This window comes from Natranaeroarchaeum aerophilus, from assembly GCF_023638055.1.
Lineage (GTDB): Archaea > Halobacteriota > Halobacteria > Halobacteriales > Natronoarchaeaceae > Natranaeroarchaeum > Natranaeroarchaeum aerophilum.
Window position 1 is genome coordinate 11,884 of the sequence record NZ_JAKRVY010000015.1, and the last position, 17,305, is coordinate 29,188.

General features: G+C 53.5%; 14 protein-coding genes. 6 read left to right on the forward strand and 8 right to left on the reverse strand.

All coding sequences use genetic code 11. The annotated features are described in order from the left end of the window. Nucleotides 1-35 precede the first annotated feature (35 nt). Together AArcSt11_RS16190 and AArcSt11_RS16195 are read right to left on the reverse strand one after the other, a co-directional pair. The gene (locus tag AArcSt11_RS16190; protein WP_008164896.1) at nt 36-1,955 is read right to left on the reverse strand and encodes a serine hydrolase domain-containing protein; all 1,920 of its coding nucleotides are present in this window, start codon (nt 1,953-1,955) and stop codon (nt 36-38) included. A 79-nt stretch (nt 1,956-2,034) separates the two neighbouring features. Then, complete coding sequence (locus AArcSt11_RS16195) at nt 2,035-2,490, reverse strand: ArsR/SmtB family transcription factor (RefSeq protein WP_250598639.1); 456 nt, start codon at nt 2,488-2,490, stop codon at nt 2,035-2,037. Between the two features lie 197 nt (nt 2,491-2,687). On the opposite strand from AArcSt11_RS16195, the gene AArcSt11_RS16200 reads away from it, so the two are divergent. The 5 genes from AArcSt11_RS16200 (at nt 2,688) to AArcSt11_RS16220 (ending at nt 8,067) form a co-directional block, all read left to right on the forward strand. Beyond that, the gene (locus AArcSt11_RS16200) at nt 2,688-3,407 is read left to right on the forward strand and encodes a hypothetical protein (protein WP_250598641.1); all 720 of its coding nucleotides are present in this window, start codon (nt 2,688-2,690) and stop codon (nt 3,405-3,407) included. Nucleotides 3,408-3,504: 97 nt separating this feature from the next. After that, nucleotides 3,505-4,437 (forward strand): ABC transporter ATP-binding protein, encoded by a 933-nt coding sequence (locus AArcSt11_RS16205; protein ID WP_250598643.1) that lies wholly within the window; start codon nt 3,505-3,507, stop codon nt 4,435-4,437. Continuing rightward, nucleotides 4,434-5,231: an ABC transporter permease subunit gene (locus tag AArcSt11_RS16210; protein WP_008164906.1), complete on the forward strand. Its 798-nt coding sequence runs from the start codon at nt 4,434-4,436 to the stop codon at nt 5,229-5,231. The genes AArcSt11_RS16205 and AArcSt11_RS16210 overlap by 4 nt, the downstream gene beginning before the upstream one ends. Nucleotides 5,232-5,415: 184 nt before the next feature. Next, nucleotides 5,416-6,120 (forward strand): tyrosine-type recombinase/integrase, encoded by a 705-nt coding sequence (locus AArcSt11_RS16215; RefSeq protein ID WP_250598645.1) that lies wholly within the window; start codon nt 5,416-5,418, stop codon nt 6,118-6,120. Between the two features lie 312 nt (nt 6,121-6,432). Continuing rightward, nucleotides 6,433-8,067, forward strand: a complete 1,635-nt coding sequence (locus tag AArcSt11_RS16220) for a potassium channel family protein (RefSeq protein ID WP_353617825.1) — start codon at nt 6,433-6,435, stop codon at nt 8,065-8,067. 635 nt (nt 8,068-8,702) lie between these two features. Here AArcSt11_RS16220 and AArcSt11_RS16225 read toward each other — a convergent pair. From AArcSt11_RS16225 to AArcSt11_RS16245, 5 genes are all read right to left on the reverse strand, one after another. Beyond that, nucleotides 8,703-9,494: an Lrp/AsnC family transcriptional regulator gene (locus AArcSt11_RS16225; RefSeq protein WP_250598649.1), complete on the reverse strand. Its 792-nt coding sequence runs from the start codon at nt 9,492-9,494 to the stop codon at nt 8,703-8,705. Nucleotides 9,495-9,558: 64 nt separating this feature from the next. Continuing rightward, entirely contained in the window at nt 9,559-9,909 is a 351-nt protein-coding gene (locus AArcSt11_RS16230; RefSeq protein WP_250598651.1) for a hypothetical protein, read from the reverse strand. Nucleotides 9,910-9,921: 12 nt separating this feature from the next. After that, nucleotides 9,922-11,481 (reverse strand): TrkH family potassium uptake protein, encoded by a 1,560-nt coding sequence (locus tag AArcSt11_RS16235; protein ID WP_250598652.1) that lies wholly within the window; start codon nt 11,479-11,481, stop codon nt 9,922-9,924. 9 nt (nt 11,482-11,490) lie between these two features. Next, entirely contained in the window at nt 11,491-12,168 is a 678-nt protein-coding gene (locus AArcSt11_RS16240; RefSeq protein WP_250598653.1) for a potassium channel family protein, read from the reverse strand. Further along, nucleotides 12,168-12,626, reverse strand: a complete 459-nt coding sequence (locus AArcSt11_RS16245) for a universal stress protein (protein WP_250598654.1) — start codon at nt 12,624-12,626, stop codon at nt 12,168-12,170. The genes AArcSt11_RS16240 and AArcSt11_RS16245 overlap by 1 nt, the downstream gene beginning before the upstream one ends. Nucleotides 12,627-12,977: 351 nt before the next feature. On the opposite strand from AArcSt11_RS16245, the gene AArcSt11_RS16250 reads away from it, so the two are divergent. Then, nucleotides 12,978-15,329: an amino acid permease gene (locus AArcSt11_RS16250; protein ID WP_250598655.1), complete on the forward strand. Its 2,352-nt coding sequence runs from the start codon at nt 12,978-12,980 to the stop codon at nt 15,327-15,329. 716 nt (nt 15,330-16,045) lie between these two features. On the opposite strand, the gene AArcSt11_RS16255 is transcribed toward AArcSt11_RS16250, so the two are convergent. Beyond that, a complete protein-coding gene (locus AArcSt11_RS16255) occupies nt 16,046-16,486 on the reverse strand; it encodes a universal stress protein (protein ID WP_250598656.1) in 441 nt (146 codons plus the stop codon). Between the last annotated feature and the right edge of the window lie 819 nt (nt 16,487-17,305).

Below are 17,305 nucleotides of genomic sequence, written 5' to 3' on the forward strand. Positions count from 1 at the left end.
TTGGTTTGGGTTTTGATTCATCGTAGCAGGAGAGTTCATAGTAGCAGGAGGTTCCAGTACCACAGGAAGGTGGCCGTTCCAAGCAGTACGAGTGCTGTCAGGGTGTACAGCAACTGGCGTCGCGGGCTCCAGCACCGGGTGAGCAGGGTGTACAGTGCAAGCGCAACCGTACCAACCGTTGTTGCGACGCCGATGACTGGCAGCGCATACGCCAGCAGAAACGCAGAAGATGGGTCGGTGAGGTAGCCAACGAGATACTGCGTCTGTCCGACAGTCATGTAGCCGAGCAACAATAGTAAAAACGCAAGGAAGGTGCCGCTTCCGAGGTGTGCCATAAGCGACGACAGCCGATCCGGATCAGAGCGCGTTGACGCAAGCCACTCACGACGGGACTCTTCCCGGTTGCGGTCCGGTTTGTATTCGTTGTATGCCCAGCCCAGGCCGAACAGGCTTCCGATGAGCGCACCGCCGTGCAGCGTTGTCGACTGATACCAACTTGTCTCCACGAATGCACTGGGGGTGCCGCCCAGGAACAGCTGAGAGAGCTCACCATCGTCGTCTTCTCCGAATGCAAGCCGGTCGCTGCCGTCCTCGCGCTCGAACACAAGCGGTTCGATTTCGACCCATCGGGTTGCGCCGCCGCCATCGTCAACGAGAAGTGCCCCATCGTCTGCGAGGGCAACGTCGATTGAGGGGGCGTTTAACGTCGTTGTAAAGAGGCTATCGTGTGCTTGTGTCCCGTGTCGAATCGACCGATAGCTTCCAGGGAGCTCCTCCGCACGATGTGGGTCGCTTGGATTGGGAGACTCGTGTGAGGGGTCGGGAAGCAGCGCTTCGACGACCGTATCGGCGAGGTCGAGTTCCAGACCGTTGTCGTTGTACGCGGTGAACACGCCGATATCATGCTCCGGAGCGAGGCGGAGTTCACTGGTGAACCCACTGGCTGGACTGGCGCCGTCGTGACGGAGCACCCGTGTGTCGCCGTGTCTGCTTTCAGCGAACCCAAACGCCATCCCCGAAATCGCCTCGTGGTGGGTGAACCACTGCTGATGAGAGTGGTCGATCGCAGCAGGATCGAGCACCTGCTCGCCATCGAGGCGCCCTTCGTTCAGATGGAGCAGCATGAACCGGGCCATATCAGTGGCACTGGCCGACATCGCGCCTGCTGGGCTGATGCCCAATCCACCGAACCTTCCGGCCGCTCCAATTCCGCCTTCTCCAGTTGCGTGGACTTCGTCTATCGCGCTGGGAAGTGGCTGTGCGAAGCTCGATGTCTCCATCCCTGCAGGTTCGAACAGTACAGCTGCCATCGCTTCGGCAAAGGGATCGCCAGCCGCTTCGGCGAGTGACTGTCCGGCCAGTGCAATCCCGTGGTTCGAGTAGGAACCCAGTGTTCCTGGCGACCGTACCTGTGCAGGCATCGGATCGAGATGCTCGGGGAGTGGCCCCACGTCTTCGGGCGATGGGAACCACATATTGTGGTTCGTTGCTTCGAATCCCCCAGTATGGGCCGCAAGGTTGGCAAGCGTGACTGGCTCATCCCAGTTGACGAGCCCGTTGTCAATGTACTCCTGAACTGGCGTTTCTGGGTCGAGATTGCCGCGTGCGATCAGTTCCGCGATTGCAGTACAGACGACGGGCTTTGAGACGGAGGCGATCCGAAATGGCGTCGTCGGTTCGGCAGGAAGGCCAGTCTCCGAATCGGCGAGACCGTACCCTTCCGAGAGGACAACCTCATCATCGACAACGACTGCGACCGCCGCACCCGGAACGTCCGCGTCTTCGAGAAGGTCCTCGACGATCGACGCTATCTCGCGTTGGTGGTCGTCGCCCTCCGCTGCGGCGCTGTCGCGCTGCTGTTGACCTGCATCGTCGGCTGATCGGGGGCGGGCAATGCCTGCTACGGTGCCAGACAGCGTGATGCCGGCTGTAACCCCGCCAACGCCAGTGAGCACCTCGCGTCGTGTCTTTGACCGTCTGCATTGATGTTCATCAGACATGTGTTTGACTGTCCGACTGTCGTACAGCTATCTTTCACTCACTGTCTGAAGTCAGTCGTGCGAAAATCTGGCCGATTGCAACGGGCACAGCGATAGGGCCGATCGCATGTGCGAACTGCTTGAATGATTCGAGCATCCCAGGCTTATCATCAGACGGTCCCAGATACAGCAGCAATGGGGTTTCCGGTGGGCCGTACACGTCCATCTCCATTCCCTTCTCAGAATAACACGTATCAAGCACCGTTATCAGATCAGTCTCCTGTAAGTTGTCAAGATGGTACGAGACCTGCTGGAGTGAGAGGTCAAGTTCGTCAGCAATGTCCTGTGCTGCCATTGGCTCTTCGTTGAGTGCGGTGAAAATCTCTTGACTCGTTTCCGATGAGAGCGTTTTGAACACGTCTGCGGTGTGCTCGTCATCGATACACAACAGATCTGGGTCGTCGCTTCGCTTGATGGAAGCGTCCGATGAGGTTGGAAGGAGCGTCCCCATTATACTGGTACCATTCGAATCGAATCCTGATATAGATTCAGTTCGATGAAAACTGATTTTGACCCTTATGCCGTACCACTTCGACAGTGGAGCCGGTTCGCCGCGCCGACGACACCGACGGTTGTACGTGTCTCAGATGTCGCACTGTCGATAGTGCGCTCAGACGACGCTCAGTCGCGGGAGATGTTCTCTGGGCAGTGAACCTGTTCCAGCGCTCTCCCTCAGTACTCTGGGTCGTGCTGTTGGTTGTGGGCCTGAGCCTTGTACTCTGGCCAGTGGCGGAATCACTGCCACAGACCTGGCCTGTTGAAACCGGTGTCGCCGTTTTTATTGTACTCAGTGCGACCGTCCTGCGGACCTACGCTGTTTCGCTCACCACCGCGAACCTCCAGAACTCGACCCGGTCTGCTTGGGAGCTCTTTGTTGCAAGCCAACGACACATACCGGCGGTCGTCATAATACTCGTTGCAGTACTCGTTGCTGCTGGGGGCGCTATTCTGGTCGGTTCGATCTTGAGTTGGGGAGTCGTTGTGACGGTTCCATTCGTGACCGAGCAGATCTATGATGGTGCCTCTGCAACACTCATTTTCGGCTCGCTCTCGGCACTTGCTGTGTTCAAGTTCTGGCTTGCACCCGAAATCTGCATTGCGGGGAACTACGGGCCAGTGGCGGCGCTCAAACTGAGCTGGTCGGTGACGAGCCTGTACTGGGTCCGCGTGCTCGTTGTCATCGTTGGCTTTGCACTCACAGTGTACCTTCCCGAACTCGGGGGACGGGCAATCGTAGCGGCCGGCGGGGACTGGCTACTTTGGCCACCGCTGACTGGGCTTGTGCAACTTTTGTTCTACAGCGTCGGATATGTAGTCTGGTTTGCCGTGGGAACACAGATCTATCTCCGATCAGTGCTCGATCAGTAAACTGTCGTCACTACATGTGTGAGCGCCTCAGAACGGTGAAAATCAATTTTAACCGTAGATAGCGACTTTTTGCTCACCAGTAGTATGTCCTGTAGCGATGACTGAAAGTGAACCAGTACTGCAAACAGCGAATCTGACAAAGACGTTCGGCGAGATTGACGCCGTACAGGAACTTGATCTCACAGTACGACAGGGAGAGATTTACGGGTTTCTCGGCCCAAACGGTGCTGGAAAAACCACGACGATCCACATGATCTTGTCGCTTGTCCGACCAACGTCCGGACAGATCTGGCTGTTCGGCGATGAGGTCGATCCAGCAGCGTCGACTCCTCGTGAGCGAATTGGCGTCCTGCCTGGTCACGGAGGGCTCTACGACAACCTCACCGCACGCGAACATCTTGAGTTCGTGGCTCGAATCAAGCAGGTTGATGTCAATCCTGAACATTTCTGTGAGCGGGTTGGACTGGCGTCGGCAATCGACCAGCAGGCTGGCGGGTTTTCGACCGGCATGCGACAACGACTCAAGCTTGCGATGGCGCTTGTTGGCGACCCCGAACTGCTCATGCTGGACGAGCCGACTCGTGGACTAGACCCGAACGGAGCACGACAGATACGACAGCTCATTGAGGCCGAAAACGAGCAGGGAACGACGATCTTCTTCTCAAGTCATATCCTCGGGCAGGTCGAACAGGCCTGCGACCGGGTTGGTATCCTCGAAAGCGGCTCGCTCGTTGCAGAAGACACCATCTCGGAGCTTCGAACACAGCTTTCCGAGCCGAACACGCTTCAGGTCACGTTTGAGACGCCCCTCAACGGCGCGTGCAGTCACGTCGACACGTGGGACGGTGTTGTGAGTAGCGATGTTGATGGCAACACCGTTGAACTGGTACTCGAAGAGCGCTGTGTCACCAACGAGGTGCTTGCAGAGCTCTGTACAACGGCTGAACCAAGTGTGCAGTCGGTCTCGACGGAAGGCCAATCGCTTGAGGATCTGTTTGCTGCCTACACGGAGACGGAGGTGGAAGCATGACGTGGCAAGCGATTGCTCGCAAAGATGTCGCGGACTCGATCCGCTCGCAGACGTTTGTGTTGCTTATGAGTGGGTTCGTCATACTGACCTTCGCACTGAGTCTGATGCAATATATTTTCAGTGATCCGTCGTTCGAGGACGGTGTTGGTGCGGCGTTCGGGACGATGAGTTTCCTTGTTCCGATCGTTGCAATACTGCTTAGCTATTCGGCAATCGTCGGTGAGCGCCAGTCGGGGAGTCTGCACGTGCTTCTCAGTCTTCCAGTCAACCGGAAAGAGCTACTGCTTGGGAAGATTGTCGGTCGCACGCTTTCGCTGTTTGTGCCAATTCTGATCGGATATCTGCTGGTGATTCCGTTTCTGTACCTGCTGTATGGGGGTTTCGCACCGTCGGAGTACGCGCAGTTTCTCACGACGAATCTCGGAAACGGCATCCTCTATACAGTGCTTGGAGTGTCCGTTTCCGCGGCGCTCACCTCCTCTCGTCGCGTTCTCACAGCGCTTGCTGGGATGTTCCTGACTGTCTACTTTGCACTGTACGTCCTCGGGGACCTCATCTACTGGACGATCCACAGGACCGTTCCCGAAACACCGCCGACATGGGTAGAGTTCATCGCAACGCTTCCGCCGCATGAGGCTTTGGCAAACGTCGTGGATGCACTGTGGACACAGGAGATATCGATGGAAGCACCGTTGTTGCTACAGGAATGGGTAAGCGCGCTTGTCTTCTTCTTGTGGCTCATCATCCCTGTTGTTATTGGTTACGTCCGCTTCCGGAATAGCGACATCATCTGAACTGTCTGTTGGCTCATAGAGCCTTCCAAAGGGAGTGAGGGGGTCGTTGCAGCAGCAGTAGTTTTGCGGCTCACATATTATTCATCATATTTACTGCACTCATCCTCTATATTCAGCGGACACTGAGCTGACTTGTTACCGATATGTCGCCTTTCAATTCAAGCCAACCGCGTTTTTGTGGTGGATGACGGACAACTATCACCAGTCAAATGAATGGGCACAGCAGCATCGACAATCGTTGACTACGCGGCACACCCATGAGGATGTACTCACTGACCGGGAGTTTGAGCTTCTTTTAGAAGCGTGTAGTTCACTGCCAGAGCCGCGAGATTTGCAGGCGCGGTTCGTGTGTCTGGCCGCGGGCCGACTTGGGTTGCGTGCTGGCGAGATCGCTCACTTCCGTGCCGACTGGATCGACTGGGATCGGATGCTGCTTCGTATTCCGCAACACGAACCCTGCGAGTGTGGCTATTGCCGTCGCCAAGCATCACAAGAAACCACTCACAATGAGCAACTCTCACAGGAAGAGGCGATGAAGGGACGCTGGCATCCGAAAACGGTCGCTTCAGCCCGGGCGATTCCCATTGACCTGTCGCTCCGCCTTGAGCTGTGTCTTGAACGATTTACTGACAAGTACGAAGCGTTTCCCCGGTCACGAACCGCGGTCAACAGACGAGTGAACGCTGTCGCTGAAGCCGCAGACATTGAGGGTCGAGTATATCCCCATTGTCTCCGGGCTACCGCTGCCAGTTACCACGCATACCAAGGAGTCGCGCCTGTTCCGCTCCAAGCCCTGATGGGGTGGAGCGACCTAGCGACAGCTCAAAAGTACATCCGTATCTCCGGGAGAGCCACTGCCGACGCTCTTCGACAAGTCCATCACCGGTGAAAATCAAAAAACTGCCGCCGCCTTCTGCAAATCACCGCCTGACAGGTCTGATATGTTACTTGACGGCTGTGCAAGATGGACAGCGCGAATGTTGCAGAGGTGACGAGTGGGGCTGATAGTGCAATACTTGGAGTGAGAAGCGTAACTTCAGGTACGAATGACAGCATACCAGCTCTGGTTTTCATCGGGATTCAACAGTACTCATAGACAGGTTTGTTGTCTCCGGTGCTCAGGAATAGCCCTCGCGTCGTCTCACTGTTTCCTTGACCGTTAATTGTATCAATTTATCCGAAATCAATCTAACATTGAGCTATGAAAGGACTGAAACGCCGCATTATCAGTTATATGATCGTTCTTGGAGTCGCACTCATTGTCACGTCCCTCGGGTATCAGTGGGGGATGGCGACGTACGAAGACCGGCCACGGAGCTTTCTTGACTCGCTGCAGTTCACCGTCGAGATGTTCACAACGACCGGGTTCGGCGGTGACTCGCCGTGGGAGAGTCCACAGATGCATACGTTCATCATCGTGACTGATCTACTCGGTATGGCACTCCTCGTTGGGGCTCTCCCGGTCGTTGCCACTCCCCTGTTACAATCCATGTTGTCTTCAAGCGCACCTGAAAAGGCGGACGAGGGCCTGACGGACCATGTCGTGATCTGCTCGGATACGACGCGCTCGGAGGTGCTAATCGACGAACTCGATTCCCGGGGGATTCCGTACGTGATTGTTGAGTCAGATCGAGACAGAGCAGACGAACTGTACAAAACAAACGATCATGTTATCAAGGCCGATCCAGCTTCGACCGACGGTCTCGAAGCTGCAAAAGTTGCATCCGCGCGAGCAGTAGTCGCCGATGTCTCGGACCAAGTGGACGCGAGCATCGTTCTCACGGCAAAGGAAGTCAGTCCAGATGTTTCAGTCATCAGCGTCGTCGAAGACCCCGACAATGCGCGATATCACGAGATCGCCGGGGCGGACCACGTTCTCTCACCGCGGTCGCTAATCGGCCGGAGCCTCAGCAAGAAGGTGACGAGTGCGATGCGAACCGAGATCGACGAATCAGTTGCGATCGGCGATGAACTACGTCTGGCGGAGATATCGATCCGTCACGGGAGTGCCCTCGCCGGTACAACGCTCGCAGAAAGCAACATCCGCGAGGAATCGGGAGTAACCGTCATAGGCGTGTGGGTGGACGGGCGGTTTAATCCGGCACCGGGTCCGAAGACACGGTTGCCACCGGGAACCGTACTCCTTGCCTCGGGCCGCACCGACCAACTGGAACAACTCGTCGAGATGACACAGTCTACGATTCGTGGATTCAAGTCAGAAAACGTGGTGATCGTTGGCTACGGACAGGTTGGGCGGTCGGTTAGAGATGAACTGGATAAGACAACAATCACGTATACGCTAGTTGATAAAGCTGACACAGAGGGGATCAATGTTGTCGGTGACGCGACAGAGCCGGAGATACTCACCGAAGCTGGAATCGAAGACGCCGACACCGTGGTACTTGCACTACCGGACGACAACACGACGGAGTTCGCCACGCTCATGATCCGTGACCTGGCTCCCGACACCGAGATCATCGCTCGGGTTAATCAGCAGGAAAACGTCTCGAAAACATACCGTGCCGGAGCCGACTACGTCCTTTCACTTACGAGCGTTACTGGTCGCATGATCGCTTCACAGATCTTTGAAAACCGTGACCTGCTTTCGTTGGAACAGCAGGTCAAAGTGATCCGCGAACGTGCTCCACAACTCGTCGGACAGTCACTCGCCGAAGCGAACGTGCGCGACAGGACGGGTTGTATTGTAATCGGACTGGAGAGCGGTAGTACGGTGATTACTGATATTGGACCACAGACAACATTCGAGCCGGAAGATGAACTTATTATTGTTGGGACGGACGACGGGATTCGAGCGTTCGAACAGGCGTTTTGCTGAACTCACCCTCTGTATCGGTCACCGCAGTTCTGAAAGTGGCCTGGTAGTTCATTCAGCGAGTGCTGAATAGAACGCGCGAGTCTTGCATGAGTCACTGGACGGATAGCGAATGTTGTGATCAGTCGATACAGGCGATATCTCCCTCAGGACTCCTATAATTATTTTGGAGTGTTTCTACTGAACCAAATGAGTAGAGTGCGTATTGGTTCTCATTTTCCAATCTCAGATCATTGTGGGAAAATCACCGGTACGGGTGATTTCAATCTCTTCGTTTGCCACCGGTAGCAGGACGCATCTGATTAGTGATCTCATGATTAGTCCCCGTTGATCTGACACGACGCAATTTCCGCACCCACACCACTGGGGAAGTGACTGTCTACATTTATCATAGTGGAACACGTGACATTCCAGCATTTGACTGTTTGTGCCGGGAATCGTTCTGAATTAGTCGTGCTGAGATCTAAACAGTGAGAGACAATAGCTTATTACACACTGGGTCCGGTCGTATGGTCTCTCGGTTAGCATCTTGACTAGCTGAACTCAACCCACGACACCTTACATCGATAGTAGTAGTTCAGTTCCCTCTTTATGTAGTTCAGGACTCGAATCGACTTATGATCTCCCGTCAGCTTGGATCAAACCGCTGACGTGGAATTAGTCTCTTCTGATTCGTTTTTAAATGTGCCAAGAGCGTCGTCGGTATTAATCCCTCGTGAGAGTAGCGTTACGATGTCGTCGGGATGAAACACTGTCTTTCCACGTGGTGTAAGAACCTGATCCCCACGTTCGACAGAGATGATGAGGATTTCATCCTCAAGCACACCATCGGAGACTGCTTCCTGAATCGATTTTCCAGTGACAGGAGCGTTCTCCGAGACTGTGACTTCGATTACGTTTGTGTTTCCAGCAAGACTAATGAAATCAGTCGGTTCATGTGGTTGCTGCTTTCCATCAGGTCCAAACGGTACATACGGAAGATCAGATTCGCTCCGGATGAGATGCTCTTCTTCGATGTCGATCCCCATCTCTGAAATGGCATGTGCTATCCGTTGTAATGATTCGACACCCTCGCCGATCGCCTTGATATGCAGGTTTCGTTTGCCGCTCATCAACTCTCGAACATTAATCACTCCGGGGATCGACCGTATCTCGTGCGCGAGGGATTCCCGTTCGGCGACTGGAACGGTACAGATGTAGAGATTCGTCAACCGGTTACCAGCGCGTTGGAAATCAATATCCGCTGAGTATCCACGGATAATGCCGTTTTTTTCAAGCTGGTTAATGCGATTTCGGATTGTTCCTGCTGAAACGTTCAGCCCGTCCGCTATTTCCGGCGCAGAAACACCACGTGCATCGGTCATTAACCAGTAAATCGTCTGTTGGTCGATTTTGTCGAGACGAATCCCATTATTCGATTCTGTGGTCATATGGTCCCCTTTCAAAGACCTACGTGGTACAACACCTAAATTCATCACGTTCCGCATTAGAGTGTTATTCACTCATATTCACAGTACCGAGATACCGCCACTGCAGTTTTGATTCCCCTTCGATACGCGGTACTTTTTGCACGTGGTACAGGAACGGTCCATGCGGACAATCCTCACAATCCTTACCACACGGCTGCCGTTTGACGACCGTCGTGTATACTGGATTCTCTTCTATCCGAACGATCTCTTCACCTGGGCCTGCCTCAATTCGGTCGCTTACGCTCAACTGTTCGAACTCGTATCGCCGCTGTGCATACTCGATAACAGCTCGTAGTTCGGATTTGTCGAGCTGTTCAATCGCTTCGACGATTGCCGTCGGAAGTGCGTTCGGCGGGGTCGGTTCTGTGCTTGTCATTGTTTGTTTTTGTTAGGTGTACAGATCGAACCGCTTGAGGACAGCACCAATAAGGACTGCAACTGGAATTATCTCCAGCCGTCCGACCCACATATTGAGTATCAGCATCCATTTCGTCACGTCCGGCATATCAGGGCCAGTAATCCCAGCATCGAGGCCGACGTTACTCTGTGCGCTCATCACATCAAAGATGACGTACTCAACCGGGTATTCCGGCGATAGCGCCCACAGCATAACCGCAACCCCAATGATGAGGAAGACGATCCAAAGGACAAACACGACTGTCGCTTCGGTGTATTCCCGTTCGGCCTGCTGTTCGTCGAGTGTCCGCTCACCGAGTTTCAACTGCCGAACTGCACTGTCAGGTGCAAAGACTCCGCGAATCTGCCAGAGCGTCCCTTTCAGCAGCGTCGCAACACGGATCAATTTGAGCCCACCCACAGTTGAACCGGCAGCAGCACCGGTCAACATCCCCAGACAGATGAGGAAGGTGGCACCGGCGGACATCGCTCGTTCGGTTCCGCCGCCGATGGCTGCCGTTCCGAACCCGGTGTTCGAAGTCGCGGAGACGAACTGGAACAGCCCCGCTCGAAAGTGCTCTTCAAGCGTCGTGAACTGTCCGGACGCGTCGCCACCTGTGAGCAGTAACGCAGTCAGTGCCAGTGAACCGACGGTGAACCAGATGAAGATCCATCGGGTCTGGAGATCCTTATAGAAGTTCTCGATCTCCCCTTTCAGAATCAGGTAGTGGATCGGGAACGCGATACTTCCCGCAACCATGATCGGTACAACGGCGTACTGAATGATCGCGCCATACTCGCCAATCGACGCCCCGTGGACGGAGAATCCACCAGTAGCGATTCCAGTCATGGCATGGTTGATCGCCGGCCACAGAGGCATCCCCACTATAAGCAACAGTGTGATCGCGGCGATCGTCAATCCAAGGTAGATCTTCCAGATCTCCTTGACTGTCGATACCACGCTTGGCATGACCTTGCTTTTCTTTTCTCGGGCTTCGGATTCGAACAGCGTCAGCGATCCACTCCCCGGCCGTGCGAGGATGGCGACCGTCAACACAATGACTCCGACGCCACCGACCCACTCGGTGAAGGAGCGCCACCAGTGGAGCGACCGCGGTAGGTCATCCTCGACACTGGCCATTGTTAGCCCGGTGCTGGTGTACCCACTGATGCTCTCGAAGATCCCGTTGAGCGGGTCCCGGAACACGTCTGTCGTTGAATCAACGGCTGGTGTGTTCATCCAGACTGGGTAGGGATTGATGTAGATTGCCCAGGCAATTAATAAAAACGGCAACGAACCTAAAAATGCGAGTACGCCCCACGCGCTGGCGGCCGTGATCATTGCTTCGACCTTTCCAGGTGAGGGAGCGTCACGGAACCAGCGAGCCAACACTGTTCCCACGCCACCCATGATGACTGCGGAGATGGCGAAGGCAGGCATCGCATAAAATTCGGCGTTCACCCCTGCGACGACTATGGAAACGACGAGCATAAGCGAGACGACCTGGAGAATCCGCCCCACGTCACGTGCGACAGTCGGAAGAGTACTCATTGTATTCGATTAACTGCCATTTGAACCGTGGCCGAACGTGGAGAGAACCTCATCAACAGACGTATCGTTGACCAGTACCGTCACGAGATCGCCTGACGAGAGGACAGTGTCCCCTTTTGGAGTCAACACATCCTCGCCACGTTTAATTGCAGCAACGAGGACATCCTCTGGGAGAAGGCCCTCTGCCCTGGCTTCCGAGAGAGGGTGTTGAGTGATTACAGATCCGTCCGCTGGTTCGATTTCGATAAATTCGGAATTTTCACTCAGTGTCATGAAGTCCTTGATACCGGGGTAGCGAACCGAGTGATACAGATGATCCGCGATCAGTTGCTGTGGGTTTTCGACGATGTTGACGCCGATCTTTTCGAAGATCGGGATGTGGGCAGGATCGTGGACCACACTGATGAGTGATGGAACATCGTACTCACGGGCGAGCAGCATCACCATCGTGTTTACCGCATCGATGTTCGTGGTGCTGATGATCGCATCTGCACGGTCAATACCTGCGTCTTCCAGGATGGTATTGTCGGTCGCGTCAGCGTTGAGCACGAGACAATCGTACGTACTGGAGATCTCGTTTGCGACTTCCTCGTCCTGTTCGACAACGACAACGTCGTTACCGTCACCCGTCGCCATTTCGATGAGGTTCGACCCGATTTTTCCCGCTCCCACGATTATCAGGTACATTACTTCGACACCTCTGTTAGATTGTCTCCGTCAGTATCAGGAAGCGAAACCACCGGACATGGACTCTCTGAAAGCAATTTGTCCTTCAAATCACGTGAGAATAGTTGGGAAAGCAACCCAGACGACTGCCGAGGTTTGAAGACGATTGCGGTGGCATCGTGTTCGGTTGCACTAGCGACGATTTCAGCGACTATATCGGAACCAGCACGAAGTTCCGTCTCGAACGCGTCTCCTGTATCCAGTGTCGTTTCAGCACTCTCGAACCAGTTACCAGCCTCTTGCTTCAGTGCCTCTGGTGATGCCGGATCCATATATCCCTCTGTCTGCTCAATTACGTAGAGGACATTCACCAGGTCCACCGAGTCATCAAGATGTGGACGCAAGGCAGCACACGTTGCTTTCGTATCCTCTTTGTTTGCGATTGGAACGATCACCCGACGTAACAACGGATCGGTCATAGCTGATCCCCTCTCTCTGGTATCCTCGGTGGGATTCTGGGATCATACGATCTCGGTTTCAGTGCTATCATACTTCGTTTCACAATCACCATTGCTCTTTGAGCAATATAATCCTATCTATTTTCTCAACAAGAAATTTTTGCCCCTGTGTATTGCTTATCGAGTATATTGGGCAGCCCTGCAGTTGTATCCCATAGACTCTTTTAATTCTACAACCGAAATACAACCAGTAATATTAATTAGCTGCTCGTCCCGATTAGGAAGTATGAATCTAGCTACGGATGCCGTAATATACCCCTCTGTAATTAGGGGTTCAGAAGAAACATACAGAAACGGAGCAGATTTTGACACATGAGCGAGCAAGAACTCGCCCGCGATCTCGGGTTTCTCGAAGCGTACACGCTAGGGCTGGGGACGATGATCGGTGCAGGAATATTTGTACTCCCTGGCATCGTTGCCGAAGCTGCGGGTCCAGCAAGTATGGTTTCGTTCACCATCGGTGGCGTCGTAGCCCTGCTCGCCGCGCTCTCCCTCTCCGAACTAGCGACTGGAATGCCAAAAGCTGGTGGCAGTTATTATTACATCAACCACGCACTCGGGAGTTTTTTCGGAACAATTGTTGGTTGGGGAATGTGGGCTGGACTGATGTTCGCAACTGCATTCTATATGCTCGGGTTCGGCCAGTACTTGCTTGATCAACCCTCCACTGCAATCGGCGTTGTCGCAGCGGCACTGGTGATGGCAGCATTGCTCACATTGCTCAATTATCGAGGTGTCAAAGAAACAGGTTCGTTCCAGAATATTATCGTCATCTCGCTCGTCGGGTTGATCCTTGTCTTCATCGCTGTCGGTCTCCCACAAGTCGATCCGGACTTGTTGCAGCCCTTTACAGCTGGGCAGGGCTGGCCCGCTGTCGGTGTCACTGCAGGGACGGTCTTCGTGACGTTCATCGGGTTCGAAGTGATCGCAACTAGTGCCGAGGAAATCAAACAACCAGGTCGGAATCTCCCACTGGCAATGGTTGCAGCAGTCGTCACGCCGACGCTTCTCTACGTCCTCGTGATGCTCGTCAGTACAGGCGTTCTGCCGGTTCCCGAACTTGCAGCCTCAGACGTGCCTGTGGCCGACGTTGCTCGGGCAACCGCCGGGGCCCTTGGAGCAGTCACGATAGGTGGCTTCACCATCCAGTTCTCCGTTATTGGCGGGGGAATCATGATTATCGGTGCAGTCCTCGCAACGATTTCGTCGGCGAATGCATCGATCCTCTCGGCGGCGAGAGTCAACTTCGCAATGGGGCGGGACAAGATCCTCGCGGATTGGCTCAACCAGATTCACAGCAAGTATCGAACGCCGTACCGTGCAATCCTGGCTACCGGTGGTGTGATCCTGGCATTGATAGCCAGTCCGCTCCCAATCGATACGTTGGCTGACGTTGCCGCATTTATGTTCCTTGTGACGTACGCGCTGGTCCACATCGCAGTAGTCGTACTGCGTCGGGCTGAACCCGAGAACTACGATCCGGATTTCCGCATTCCATCGTGGGGGTATCCGGCGATTCCCATCGTCGGATTCTTTGGCTGTGTGGTGGTACTCGTCCAGATGGGAGACACACCGCTCGTTACGGTGAGTGGAGTGACACTCCTCTCTGTTGTCCAGGCTATCGGTATCGGAATTATTCTGCTCTCTATCGGGTGGTGGGCATACTATGCCCGGCAAAAGGCAATTTCGACAACACTTGTCGGCGAAGCGGTTGCGCCCACTAAGGAAGCTGTGTCCGAAAACGAGGTTTATCGAGTGGTTGTTCCGATTGCAAACCCTACGACTGAGCAAACGCTGATACGGTACGCCGCAGCCAGTGCGTACAGCCACGAGGGGCCGACAGAACTCATTGCCGTTAACGTGATTGAGGTGCCACCGCAGATGTCCCCTGAACAGATCGAACTCGAAGAAGAACGTGTCAATATCCAGCAAGACTTACTTGAGAATGCTAAGGAAACCGCTGAAACGCTAGATATTCCCCTCCGAACGCGGGCGATAGTCGGTCGGAATGCTGGCAGTGCGCTCCTCTCGGTAATCAAAGAGGAAAACGCAGACCATGTATTAATGGGATGGGGCGGGTCGTCTCGTCGTCGTGATGCGATCTTCGGAACGACTCTTGACCCTGTAATCGAGAGAGCGCCGTGTGAAGTGACCCTCGTGACGAACCCGCGTCCGTCGCCGGGGAGAATCGTCGCGCTAGCTGGTGGGGGGCCGAACGCCCCAGTTGCGGCTCGCCGTGCTGGTGAACTCACTCGTACGTTTGAGAACGCGTCACTGACGTTGCTGAATGTCCAATCCCCAGCGGACAACGACTCCCCTACAGAAGATGATCTCGACGAACGAGAAAGTCCGACATCCAAAGGTGAGGCCGCAATCTCGGAAGTCGCTGTGAAAGCAGAACTTGAAGAAACCGAATACGACTCGCAAGTCATCGTGAGTGAAACCGTTCGAGAGACCCTAATCGAGTCTGTAGGTAAGTACGATACGGTGAGCGTAGGAGCAACTGGACAAAGTTTCGTGGCTCAAACCTTGTACGGATCGATTCCACAGACGATTGTCGAAGAGAGTGATGGAACAGTACTTATTTCTCGTGATGCAGATCGATCACCGCGAACGCTCCGGGAAGCACTCGGAGAAAACCTACGATCTATTCTGGAAGGATGATGAAATTGAGAGAGAGACTCCGACCAAGCTCACCGAATCAAATTCTGTTTGTTGTGATTGGTTGGATGAGTGTATCCTTATTAGTCTCTAGAGTATACAATACTTCATTAGTTCGACTCGGAATACTTGTTATTTCTGTGATTTTGTTAATCTGGGCAATCTGGGGAACTCAACATCTACTCGAAAACGAGCGTCAAAAACGGTATCGAAAAAGATGACTACTCAGGATATGGAGTTGAGGCACAGATCGCTCAGAACAGACGATGCGGGCAACAGACAATCCAGTTATATCGGGGGTGGAATTCTAAGAAAAGGGCTCTGGTGAATCGTTATGGGGCGTTGGGGTACAGCTGTTGAGCGTTCGTTGTAACCTCCTTTGTCAAGGATCAATCGAAGGTCTTGCGGAGATAGCCACGTTGAGAACGAATATAGAGACATTCTCGCCGCGATTGCTCGTCGCTTTAGACCCCAATTCGGACGCAGTCTAGTGATTCACCAAAGCCAAGAAAAGTTAATGAATTGTCCGGTAGTAGCGTTGATTCATATGGGATTACTCGAAGTTCTACGCCGGTCAGGAGATGGCATTAATTGTGCCATGTATGAATGCCGAGACTGTGGGACAACACTCTCACCAGAAGCGACGGAATGCCCTACTTGTGAGTCTACTGAAATTGCTTGTTACACCTTCTAATTGCCCACCGACTCGAATGTATAATCTATGCGTCTGTCTCAGTCTGCGGGAGTACAATGACTGGACGTTCGGATTTTGTTACGAGCTTGAGTGAGAGGTCGCCGGAGAGAAACTGCATGATTCGGTTCCCATCGCGCGGCCTGTATGCGATGGCACTTGCGTTGAGCTCTTCGGCAGCGTCAAAGATTGCCCCGACAACATCTCGGGCGTAGGCCGTATGCTCGTCTGCGTCTGGGAAAACTCTGCGAACGGCGGCGTACGATTCCTCAGCCAAGTCTTCGGATTGCTCGACGGGTGTTTTATCCGGCACTCCCCTTCCCTTCTCAACAACATGAAGTGCCGTCACCTGTTCAGGATTATACGGCTCAAGTAATTCTACTGTCTTTCGAGCATCCTCCTCATGTGCGACCGGAAGGAGGATATGTTCAAGGAGTTCGCGCTGATGTGAGTCACGTTCTCTATCCATACAGGAAATAGAGATCACTACATGATAACAGTTGTTCGGGCTCTACCTACCCTGCTCAATACGCAGAGATACTAATTAATTGGTTCATCTAAAGACATTCGAAACCAATACCGACGAACTGATAGCTTCATCCTTCATATTTAGCACTCGGGTTGTGACAACTTATATGGATTTTATAGAGTCGCATAACCATCATTCCCTCAATCGCTCTTCTGTAGGAGATTGTTGATCCGACTCGGTTGCTCGCGCACCAAGCAGAGATGACTACGTAGACCAGTTCAGCGACCCGTTCGAGTACCGGTGGCACAATAGCTAAATCGCAAGAGGGCACTCCATCAACAATGTGCTACGCATGAGCGCCCTCAATTTACTGGCTTAGGCCACTAATCCGAAGTGTGCCGGATTATGAACAAGGAAGAACTTCTCCAGTCACTACAAGATTCCCTTCACGGAGATCAATCTCAGTAAATAGCCATCTCAACGGAAATAGGAATCGGAAGGCAGATAATCCAATAGTTTAAATAGAATATATTCAGATGACGGAAAGTAACATCTCCAAACAAGTTCCCAGTCAACTGGTTGTCGTTCAAGAGGATACCCATCAGAATGAGATTCCAGAGAATATCGACTCAGAGCTGTATTCAACAGAAATCCCGGACAACTCGTTCAAAGAGTTCAAAATCAGACCCGACGATGACCTTGTTGAAGCACTCCGGAACAATGGTCACACAGTGGAATTCAAAGACCGATAACATCGATTTGTACGGCTGCGTTGAATCACTAGATAGCGGCGGAACGAGTCAGTAAATCAAAGGAGTT